Source organism: Gallaecimonas xiamenensis 3-C-1 (assembly GCF_000299915.1).
Lineage (GTDB): Bacteria > Pseudomonadota > Gammaproteobacteria > Enterobacterales > Gallaecimonadaceae > Gallaecimonas > Gallaecimonas xiamenensis.
In genome coordinates, this window is the sequence record NZ_AMRI01000023.1 from 66,641 (window position 1) to 76,301 (window position 9,661).

The 9,661-nt window shown below is 64.9% G+C and carries 8 protein-coding genes; all 8 read left to right on the forward strand.

The window, feature by feature from the left end; translation table 11 throughout:
- Positions 1-20: 20 nt before the first annotated feature.
- The 8 genes from gltB to B3C1_RS15045 all read left to right on the forward strand — a co-directional run bounded on the left by gltB (position 21) and on the right by B3C1_RS15045 (position 9,623).
- Positions 21-4,361, forward strand: a complete 4,341-nt coding sequence (gene gltB, locus B3C1_RS15005; RefSeq protein ID WP_008485858.1) for a glutamate synthase large subunit — start codon at positions 21-23, stop codon at positions 4,359-4,361.
- Entirely contained in the window at positions 4,358-5,764 is a 1,407-nt protein-coding gene (locus B3C1_RS15010) for a glutamate synthase subunit beta (protein WP_008485859.1), read from the forward strand. The genes gltB and B3C1_RS15010 overlap by 4 nt, the downstream gene beginning before the upstream one ends.
- 47 nt (positions 5,765-5,811) lie before the next feature.
- Positions 5,812-6,522: a 5'-methylthioadenosine/S-adenosylhomocysteine nucleosidase gene (gene mtnN, locus B3C1_RS15015; protein WP_008485860.1), complete on the forward strand. Its 711-nt coding sequence runs from the start codon at positions 5,812-5,814 to the stop codon at positions 6,520-6,522.
- Entirely contained in the window at positions 6,509-7,360 is an 852-nt protein-coding gene (locus B3C1_RS15020; RefSeq protein ID WP_008485861.1) for a CobD/CbiB family protein, read from the forward strand. The genes mtnN and B3C1_RS15020 overlap by 14 nt, the downstream gene beginning before the upstream one ends.
- Before the next feature lie 8 nt (positions 7,361-7,368).
- Positions 7,369-7,743: a rhodanese-like domain-containing protein gene (locus B3C1_RS15025; protein WP_008485862.1), complete on the forward strand. Its 375-nt coding sequence runs from the start codon at positions 7,369-7,371 to the stop codon at positions 7,741-7,743.
- The gene (locus B3C1_RS15030; protein ID WP_008485863.1) at positions 7,743-8,120 is read left to right on the forward strand and encodes a DUF2721 domain-containing protein; all 378 of its coding nucleotides are present in this window, start codon (positions 7,743-7,745) and stop codon (positions 8,118-8,120) included. Before B3C1_RS15025 ends, B3C1_RS15030 begins: the two co-directional genes overlap by 1 nt.
- A 62-nt stretch (positions 8,121-8,182) precedes the next feature.
- Positions 8,183-8,653 carry a nuclear transport factor 2 family protein gene (locus tag B3C1_RS15040; RefSeq protein ID WP_008485865.1) on the forward strand — a complete coding sequence of 157 codons (471 nt, stop codon included), beginning with the start codon at positions 8,183-8,185 and terminating at the stop codon, positions 8,651-8,653.
- A gap of 88 nt (positions 8,654-8,741) precedes the next feature.
- Entirely contained in the window at positions 8,742-9,623 is an 882-nt protein-coding gene (locus B3C1_RS15045) for a hypothetical protein (protein WP_008485867.1), read from the forward strand.
- The last annotated feature ends 38 nt before the right edge of the window (positions 9,624-9,661 follow it).

The following is a 9,661-nucleotide window of genomic DNA, read 5'->3' on the forward strand; positions in this document are numbered from 1 at the left end:
CACATTAATGCATAAAAATTATGGAGGTGGACAATATGGTTGAAGCCCACGACAACTGTGGTTTTGGCTTGATCGCCCACAAAGAGGGCCAGGCAAGCCACAGGCTGCTTCGCCTCGCCTTGCAGGGCCTTTCCCGCATGCAGCACCGTGGCGGTGTGGCCGCCGACGGCCGTACCGGTGACGGCTGCGGCATACTGCTGGCCCTGCCAACCAAATTCTTTCGCGCTGTGGCCGAGGAAAACGCTTTCCGCCTGGCCAAGCGCTTTGCCATCGGCATGGTATTCCTGCCCGAGGACGCCGCCCGCACTAAGGCGATCATCGCCGAAGAACTGGCCAAGGAAACCCTGACCGTCGCCGGCTGGCGCCCGGTGCCGGTGGACCCGTCGGTGCTGGGCCATATCGCCCTTGAAAGCAAACCCGTTATCGAGCAGCTGTTCGTCAACGCCCCTCCGGGCTGGCGCAAGCGCGAGTTGGAGCGTCGCCTGTACATGGCCCGCCGCCGCGCCGAAAAGCGCCTGGAGGCCGAAGAGCAGCAGGCCTATATCGCCTCCCTGTCCTGCGTGGTGGTGGTCTACAAGGGCCTGACCCTGGCCGCCGATCTGCCCCGTTTTTATACCGACCTCACCGATCTGCGCATGGAAAGCACCATGTGCCTGTTCCACCAGCGCTTTTCCACCAACACCCTGCCCCGTTGGGAGCTGGCCCAGCCGTTCCGCTACCTGGCCCACAACGGCGAGATCAACACCATTTCCGGCAACCGCCACTGGGCCAGGGCCCGTAGCCACAAGTTCGCCTCGCCGCTGCTGCCGGACCTGCAGGACGCCAGGCCCTTTATCAGCGCCACCGGCTCCGACTCCCTGGCCATGGACAACATGCTGGACCTGCTGCTGTCCGGTGGCATGGACTTGTTCCGCGCCATGCGTCTTATCATGCCTCCGGCCTGGGAGCAGGACCCGGTGATGGCCGACGACGTCAAAGCCTTCTTCGAATTCAACTCCATGCATATGGAGCCCTGGGACGGCCCGGCCGGTGTGGTGATGGCCGACGGCCGCTACGCCGCCTGCCAGCTGGACCGCAACGGCCTGCGCCCGGCCCGCTGGGTGGAAACCTCCGACGGCCTCATTACCCTGGCCTCGGAAGTGGGTATCTGGGATTACGCCGAGGACGAGGTCATCGCCAAGGGCCGGGTTGGCCCGGGCCAGCTGCTGGCCGTGGACACCTTCAAGGGCCAGGTCTGGTTCAGTGACGCCATTGACCAGGACCTGGCCGGCCGCCACCCCTACCGGGAATGGCTGAGCGAAAACCACACCAAGCTGACCCCCTTCGAAGAGCTGTCGGCGGCCCAGGCCGGTATCCGCGATCTCACCGACGATCAGCTCAAAAGGGTGCAGAAGTATTTCGGCCTGACCCGCGAAGAGATCTTCGAAGTGGTGGCGGTGCTGGGCCGCGACGGCAAGGAAGCGGTGGGCTCCATGGGGGACGACACCCCCCTGGCCAACCTGTCCAAGGCGCCCCGCAGCCTGTTCGACTTCTTCCGCCAGCGTTTTGCCCAGGTGACCAACCCCCCCATAGATCCCCTGCGCGAAGCCTTCGTGATGTCCCTGACCACCTATATAGGGGCGGAACAGAACGTCTTTTGCGAGACCTCCGGCCATGCCGAACGGGTCCAGTTCAAATCGCCGGTGCTGCTCTATTCGGATCTGCGCCAGCTGCTGGACAAAAAGCCCCACCAAACCCTGAGCCTGGCCTATCCCAAGGACGGCGATCTCAAGGCAGCCATTTTGGCCCTGTGTGACGCCGCCGAGAAGGCGGTCAAGCAAGGGGCCGGCCTGGTGCTGCTGTCCGATCGCCAGATCCACGGCGAGCACCTGATGATCCCGGCGCCCTTGGCCGTGGGCGCCGTCCAGGAACGGCTGGTAGACCGCCACCTGCGGGCCAGCGCCAACCTGATGATCGAAACCGGCACCGTCCGTGACCCCCACCACTTCGCCGTGCTGCTGGGTCTGGGGGCCACCGCCGTCTATCCCTACCTGGCCTTCGAGTCCCTGGCAGCCCTCAATGATGCAGGGCTCTTGGACGGTTCCTTAAAATCGGTGCTGCTCAAATACCGCAATGGCATCAACGCCGGCCTGAAAAAGATCCTCTCCAAGATGGGGATCAGCACCATCGCCTCCTACCGGGGCGCTGCCCTCTTTGATGTCATCGGCCTGGACGCCGAGGTCAGCCAGCTGTGCTTCCCGGAGCTGATAAGCCCCATAGGTGGCAAAGGCTTTGCCGACATCCATGCCCAGAGCCGCAAGCTCCATGACCAAACCCTGATGCCGGGGCCCCTGCCCCTGGGTGGCCTGCTTAAATTCCAGCCGGACGGCGAATACCACGCCTGGAACCCAGAGGTGGTGCGCACCCTGCAACAGGCGGTGCGCAGCGACTCCTGGGAAGCCTGGCAGCAATATTCCCAGGCGGTGCACCAGGGCCGTGACGGCTTCTTGCGCGACAAGCTGAGCTTTAAGCCCGGGGCCGGCCCCATCGACCTGGACCAGGTGGAAGCCGCCGACCAGTTGTTCCCACGCATGGACACCGCCGCCATGAGTATCGGCGCCCTGTCCCCCGAGGCCCACGTGGCCCTGGCCATTGCCATGAACCGCCTGGGTGGCCGCTCCAACTCCGGTGAAGGCGGCGAAGATCCACTGCGCCGCCGCTCCGAGGGCCGCTCGAAGATCCGCCAGGTGGCCTCTGGCCGCTTCGGGGTTACCCCTGAATACCTGGCCACCGCCGAGGTTATCCAGATCAAGATGGCCCAGGGCGCCAAGCCCGGCGAAGGTGGCCAGCTGCCCGGTGACAAGGTGTCGGTGGAAATCGCCAAGCTGCGCCATTCCACCCCCGGCACCACCCTGATCTCGCCTCCGCCCCACCACGATATCTACTCTATCGAGGATCTGGCCCAGCTGATCTATGACCTTAAGACGGTCAACAGCCAGGCCCTGGTGTCGGTGAAACTGGTGGCCTGCCAAGGGGTGGGTACCATCGCCTGCGGCGTGGCCAAGGCCGGCGCCGACCTTATCACCCTGTCCGGCTACGACGGCGGCACCGGTGCCAGCCCCCTGACCTCGGTGAAATACGCTGGCGGCCCCTGGGAGCTGGGGCTCATTGAAGCCCACCACGCCTTGATCAAAGAAGGGCTGCGGGACCAGGTGATACTGCAGGTGGACGGCGGCTTTAAAACCGGTATAGATGTGGTCAAGGCCGCCATCCTTGGCGCCGACAGCTTCGGTTTCGGCACGGCGCCCATGGTGGCCCTGGGCTGTAAATACCTGCGCATCTGCCACCTCAACAACTGCGCCACCGGCGTCGCCACCCAGCATCAGTTGCTGCGCGACAAGCATTTCCGCGGCCTGCCCGAGCAGGTGGAAGCCTTCTTTACCCTGATGGCCCGGGAAATACGCGAGCTGCTGGCAAGCCTTGGCCTGCCTAGCCTGGATGCCGCCAAAGGCCGTTTGGATCTGCTGCAATGCAGCGACCCGGACGTAGGCAAGGTGCTGCTAAAAGCCCTGCCGGCCCTGCCCGCCTACGAGGTAGTGCTGCCGGAACGGGAACACTGCCTGAACGATAAGATCTTGAGGGAAGCCCAGCTGGACACCCCCTGGCTGGCTTACTACCCGATCAACAACACCGACCGCACCGTGCCGGCGGCGCTGAGCGGCGCCATCGCCAAGTCCTATGGCGACGACGGCAGCCCCCACCCCATCCGCCTGCAGTTCAGGGGCACCGCCGGCCAAAGCTTCGGCGCCTTTACCCTGCCGGGTATGGAAGTGCGGCTGGTGGGCGACGCCAACGACTACGTGGGCAAGGGCCTTGGCGGCGGCACCCTGGTGCTGAGCCCGCCCCCCGGCAGCCACTTTGTCGCCGCCGACACCCTGATCATGGGCAATACCTGCCTGTTTGGTGCCACAGGCGGCGAATGCTTTGCCGAAGGCCAGGCCGGTGAACGCTTTGCGGTGCGCAACTCCGGCGCCACCACCGTTATCGAGGGCCTGGGCGACCACGGCTGCGAATACATGACCGCCGGCATGGTGGTGGTACTGGGCCGCACCGGCCGTAACTTCGCGGCCGGCATGACCGGCGGCCTGGCGGTGGTGATGGACCTGGACAGCCGCGCCATCAACGCCGAGCTGGTGGACTGGTGCCCGCTGGCCAACCACAACGAGCTGGTGCAACAGGTCAGGGCCCTTATCAAACGCCACCACAACCTTACCGGCTCTGCCCGCGCCGCCGAGTTGCTGAGCGACGCCAACTGGGCCCAGCGCTTTACCCTGATCCATCCACAAGGCTGGCAGCCGCAACTGAGGGAGGCCGTATCATGAAAGATCCCCTGCACTATTTGAGTCACCCTCGCCAGACCGGCCAGGTGGTGCCCGCCGCCGAGCGGGTCACCCAGTTCAAGGAAGTTCAGGCACCCCAGAGCGAGAGCCAGCGCCAGGACCAATCCAACCGCTGCCTGGACTGCGGCACCCCCTATTGCCAGTGGAAGTGCCCGCTCCATAACGCCATTCCCCGCTGGCTGGACTTAGCCAGCCAAGGCCGGGTAATGGACGCCGCCGAGCTGGCCCACCAGACCAACCCCTTGCCGGAAGTGTGCGGCCGGGTCTGCCCCCAGGACCGGCTCTGTGAGAGCGTCTGCACCCTCAACGACGAATTTGGCGCCGTCACCATAGGCCAGGTGGAAAGGGACATTACCGATTTAGCCCTGGACGCCGGCTGGCGCCCGGACCTTAGCCATGTAGCCAAGACCGGCCACAAGGTGGCGGTGATAGGGGCCGGCCCCGCCGGTATCGGCTGCGCCGACTACCTGGTGCGCAGCGGCGTCGCCGTCACCGTCTATGAGGCGGAAAGCGTTATCGGCGGCCTGCTCACCACCGGTATTCCCGGCTTCAAGCTGGAAAAGGACATAGTTCAGCGCCGCTTCGAGGTGCTCAAGGACATGGGCGTGGAGTTCGTGCTGGGCACCAAGGTGGGCCAGGACCTGGCCTTCAAGGAGCTGCTGGACAACCATGACGCCGTCTTTTTGGGGCTGGGGGCGCCGCGCAGCGTCGACTCCGGCCTTGCCGGCAGCGACGCTCAGGGCAGCCTGGAAGCGGCCCACTACCTTTATGACCAAAACCTGCACCTGATGCAGGGCACCGAGCTGCACTTTAACCAGCAGGGTAAGAAGGTGGTGGTGATCGGCGGTGGCGACACCGCCATGGACTGCTCCCGCACCGCCCTGCGCCAGGGCGCCGACAGCGTCACCCTGCTCTACCGGCGGGACCGGGAAAACATGCCCGGCTCCCCCAAGGAAGTGCGCTTTGCCGAGGAAGAAGGCCTGCATTTCGCCTTCTGTCACCAGCCGCTGGCCATCCTCACCGAAGACGGCAAGGTCACCGGTATCCGGGTCCAGGAAACCCGCCTGGGCGCCCCGGACGCCTCCGGGCGCCGCCGCCCCGAACCGGTACCGGGCTCGGAACGGGACCTGGAGGCCGACACCGTGGTGCTGGCCCTGGGCTTTAGGCCGCAGCTGCCGGCCTGGCTGTCGGAAGTGGGAGTGGTAGCCGACGAAGGCGGCCGGGTACTGGCGCCGGACGGCAAGACCCTGCACCCGAAGATCTTCGCCGGCGGTGACATGGTGTTGGGGGCCGACCTGGTGGTGACCGCCATCGCCAACGGCCGTAAGGCTGCGGCTGGTATCCTCGACAAACTGGGGGTAACAGCCGGGATGACCGCAGCCTGAGCCTCAGGCTATCATTGGGGTTTTCTCCCCCTTTAGGATGAACCCCAATGAAACTCGGCATTATCGGCGCCATGGAACAGGAAGTGGCGCTTCTGCAAAGCCAGATCAGCAACCTCAAGACCGAAGTGGTAGCGGGCTGCGAGATATACAGCGGCCAGCTCAACGGCGGTGACGTGGTGCTGATGCGCTCCGGTATCGGCAAGGTGGCGGCGGCCATCGCCACCACCATCCTTATCGAGCGCTTCGCCCCCGATGCCATCATCAACACCGGCTCTGCCGGCGGTTTCGACCCCAGCCTCAACGTCGGTGACGTGGTGATCAGCTCCGAAGTGCGCTACCACGACGTGGACGTGACCGCCTTTGGTTACGAACTGGGCCAGGTGCCGCGCATGCCCGCCGCCTTCCTGCCCCACCCCACCCTGGTGGCCGTGGCCCAGGACGTGATTGGCGCCATGGAGCACCACAAGGCCAAGACCGGCCTTATCACCACAGGTGACATCTTCATGTCCGATCCGGCCAAGGTCGACGCCACCCGCAACGCCTTCCCGGCCATGATCGCCGTGGAAATGGAAGCGGCAGCCATCGCCCAGACCTGCCACCAGTTCGACGTGCCCTTTGTCATCACCCGCGCCCTGTCCGACATCGCCGGCAAGGAATCCCCCGGCTCCTTCGAGAGCTTCCTGGAAAAGGCCGCCACCCACAGCGCCGAGCTGGTGATGGCCATGGTCGCCCAGCTCAAAGACAGTGAACTGGCCTGAACTAAGCCTGCTCCTGGCCTGGCCGGCAGCCCTGTGGTTGCCGGCTTTGCCGTTTTGGGACAGCTGGCGGCTGCTGGCTGACCGCCTGGCGGCCAAGGTCAACAAGGGTGGCCCCCGCCAGCAACGGCTGGCCGGGGCACTGGCGCTGCTGTTGCTGTGGGGCAGCCTGCTGGCCCTGGCCCTGGTGCTGAGCCTGAGCGCCGACCTGCCCTTGGTGATTGAGGGCCTGGCCTTCTACCTGGCCCTGTCCGACGGCCGCCCGGCCACGCTCAAGGCCATGGAAAGCCTGGGCAAGGTCCAGGGGCGCCAGCTGCTGGGCACCCTCCTTAAGCGCGATTGCAGCGCCTATACCCCCGAGGGCCTGGCCAAGGCGGCCGTGGAAGGGCGCTGGCGCTATACCAAGGAAAGACTGCTGCTGGTGCTGTTGCTGCTGCCCAGCGCCGGCCTGGTAGCCCTGCTGCTGCGGGCCTGGTGGCAATTGGCCGAACGCTGGCACCCGGCCCGCCCCGGCTTCTGGGAGTTTGGCCGCGCCGCCCTTGGCCCGGCCCGCCTGTGCCGCGCCCTGGGGCTGGTCCCTGCCCTGTTCTGGCTGGTGCTGCCGTTAAAGCCCAGCGCCCTTTTCACCCGCGAAAAGCCCAGGCAACTGGCGATGCTGGCCTGGGCCCTTGGCTGCCAGCTGGGTGGCCCGCTCCGGCTACAGGGGCGGCGCCTGCAAAGGCCTAGGGTAGGCCCGGCCACAGCCCCCAGCAGCGCCAGCCTAAGGCGGTTTCGCCACTTGGCCCTTAGCGCCGAGTTGGGTACGCTGCTGCTTATCGGCCTTTGGTTGGCCCTGTCCTAGGAGGACTTATGCGTAAGCTGTTGCTGTCTTTGTTGATGCTCCCGGCCCTGGCCTGGGCAGCCCAACCCATCAGTGCCGAGGCGCTGCTGGCCAAGGCCCAGCCGCCTTTGGTGCTGGATGTGCGCAGCCCCGAAGAGTTCATGGCAGGGCATGTACCCGGCGCCATCAATATTCCCCATACCGACATCCCCAAGCACCTTAAGAGCCTGGCCGCCGCCAGACACCAGGAGCTGGTGGTCTATTGCCGCAGTGGCCGGCGCGCCCAACTGGCCATCACCGCCTTGGAAGCGGACGGCTTTGACCAGGTCAAACACCTGCAAGGGGATTGGCTGGGTTGGCAGGAAGCCAAGCTGCCGGTGGAAACCGGCGAGGAACAGCCTTGATGGAATTGACCCTCACCACCCCGGCGGTGTTGTTCCCGGCCATCTCGTTGTTGCTGCTGGCCTACTCCAACCGCTTTTTGCACCTGGCCAACCTGATCCGCCAGATGCACGGCCAGGACATTACGCCGCGCATCCAGCGCCAGTTGGCCAACCTGCGTCGCCGGGTGGTGTTGATCCGCTACATGCAGGAAGCAGGGGTACTGAGCTTTTTGTTCTGCGTGCTGACCATGCTGGCCCTGTACCTGGGGTCGCCAGCCCTGGCCTGGTGGCTGTTCGGCGCATCCCTGCTGCTGCTGGGGGGCTCATTGTGGCTGTCGGTGATGGAGATCCGTATTTCCGTCAAGGCCTTGGACATCCACCTGGACGAGATGGGCTGACCCTTGGCAGGACGGCGCCGGCTCTGGCACACTTCGCCCACTGCTGAATAACGAGACCCCAGATGAGATTGCTGTACCTGCTGTTTCTGCTGCTAAGCACTGCGGCCATGGCCAACCAGGACCCGCTGCTGCTGGCCCGCAAATACATGCAGGCCTACACCGCCATGGATTACGGTGAACTGGAACAGCTCTATCATTTTGACGCCGTCTTCGAAGATCCCAGCGCCGCCGTCCAGGGCAACAGCCAAAAGCTGGCCGGGCGCCAGGCCATCCTCGGTTTCCTGAAAAAAGCCCAGCGGGGGGTCGGCCAGATCCGCTTTGTGGAGAACAACCACATGGTGATCGGCTCCTGGGTGATCCTGGTTGGGGAATACCACTACCTGGTGTCCGGCCCCCAGTTCGGCCTGGGTCCCCAGCCGGTGTGGATAGTGGTCAAGGGCATCACCGAGCTGAACGTCGATACCGGCAACCAACAAATACGCACCCACAGGGACATGCTGGACTACGAAGCCCTGCCGGAACAGCTGCAATAACCCTTCATAGACAAGCATTTATTCTGCATAAATCGTTTACCCCTGCCGGTTCAGCCCGTATGCTGAAATCAAGGAAGGGGAACCTTTTATGCACCAGGTCATACGCGCCGCCCTCAGGGCACATGGGTTACCGGAGCAGTTTCAGGAAACCGTCATCCAATACTATTTGCCCCTGGCAGAAAGGCTGGTAGCCCGCAGCCAGTGGCGCACGCCGCCACTGGTGGTGGGTATCACCGGTGCCCAGGGCACCGGCAAGTCGACCCTGGCCGATTTCCTGGCCCTGCTGCTCAAGGAAATGGCCGGTTTCAAGGTGGCGGTGCTGTCCCTTGACGACCTCTACCTCACCCGCGCCCAGCGCCAGCAGCTGGCCGCCAGCGTCCACCCCCTGCTGCAAACCCGGGGCGTACCCGGTACCCACGATTTGGCCCTGGGCCAGGCCACCCTCGACGCCCTGAACCAGGCCGACGACCACAGCCGCACTGCCCTGCCCCGTTTTAATAAAGCCCTGGATGACAGGGCGCCGCCGGCCGACTGGCCAACAGTGCTGGGCCGCCCCGACGCCATCTTGCTGGAAGGCTGGTGCCTGGGGGCTCCCCCCGAGGAAGACGGTGCCCTTACCCTGCCCATCAATGCCCTGGAAGCAGAGGAGGACAGCGCCGGCATCTGGCGCCGTTACGTCAACGACCAGCTCAAGGGCCCCTACCAGGCTTTTTTTGACCGCATCCACTACCAGGTTTTCATGCAGGCGCCGTCCATGGAGGCGGTGCTGCGCTGGCGCCAGCAGCAGGAACACCAGCTCAAAGCCCGGGCCGGCGACGGCCCCGGCATCATGGGCGACGCCACCATCGCCCGCTTTATCCAGCATTACGAACGGCTGACCCGCCACCTACTGGCCAGCCATCCCCGCAATACCCAGTTGCGCCTGGTGCTGGACGAAGACCACCGCATAGTGGAGGAACACCATGACTGACTGGCTGGGGGGCACCGATCTGGACGGCACCTTGCTGG

Bases quoted from the DNA above. Each gene is read 5' to 3' on its own strand.
- gltB (WP_008485858.1), top strand. From the start codon at position 21: ATGGAGGTGGACAATATGGTTGAAGCCCACGACAACTGTGGTTTTGGC.
- B3C1_RS15010 (WP_008485859.1), top strand. From the start codon at position 4,358: ATGAAAGATCCCCTGCACTATTTGAGTCACCCTCGCCAGACCGGCCAG.
- mtnN (WP_008485860.1), top strand. From the start codon at position 5,812: ATGAAACTCGGCATTATCGGCGCCATGGAACAGGAAGTGGCGCTTCTG.
- B3C1_RS15025 (WP_008485862.1), top strand. From the start codon at position 7,369: ATGCGTAAGCTGTTGCTGTCTTTGTTGATGCTCCCGGCCCTGGCCTGG.
- B3C1_RS15030 (WP_008485863.1), top strand. From the start codon at position 7,743: ATGGAATTGACCCTCACCACCCCGGCGGTGTTGTTCCCGGCCATCTCG.
- B3C1_RS15040 (WP_008485865.1), top strand. From the start codon at position 8,183: ATGAGATTGCTGTACCTGCTGTTTCTGCTGCTAAGCACTGCGGCCATG.
- B3C1_RS15045 (WP_008485867.1), top strand. From the start codon at position 8,742: ATGCACCAGGTCATACGCGCCGCCCTCAGGGCACATGGGTTACCGGAG.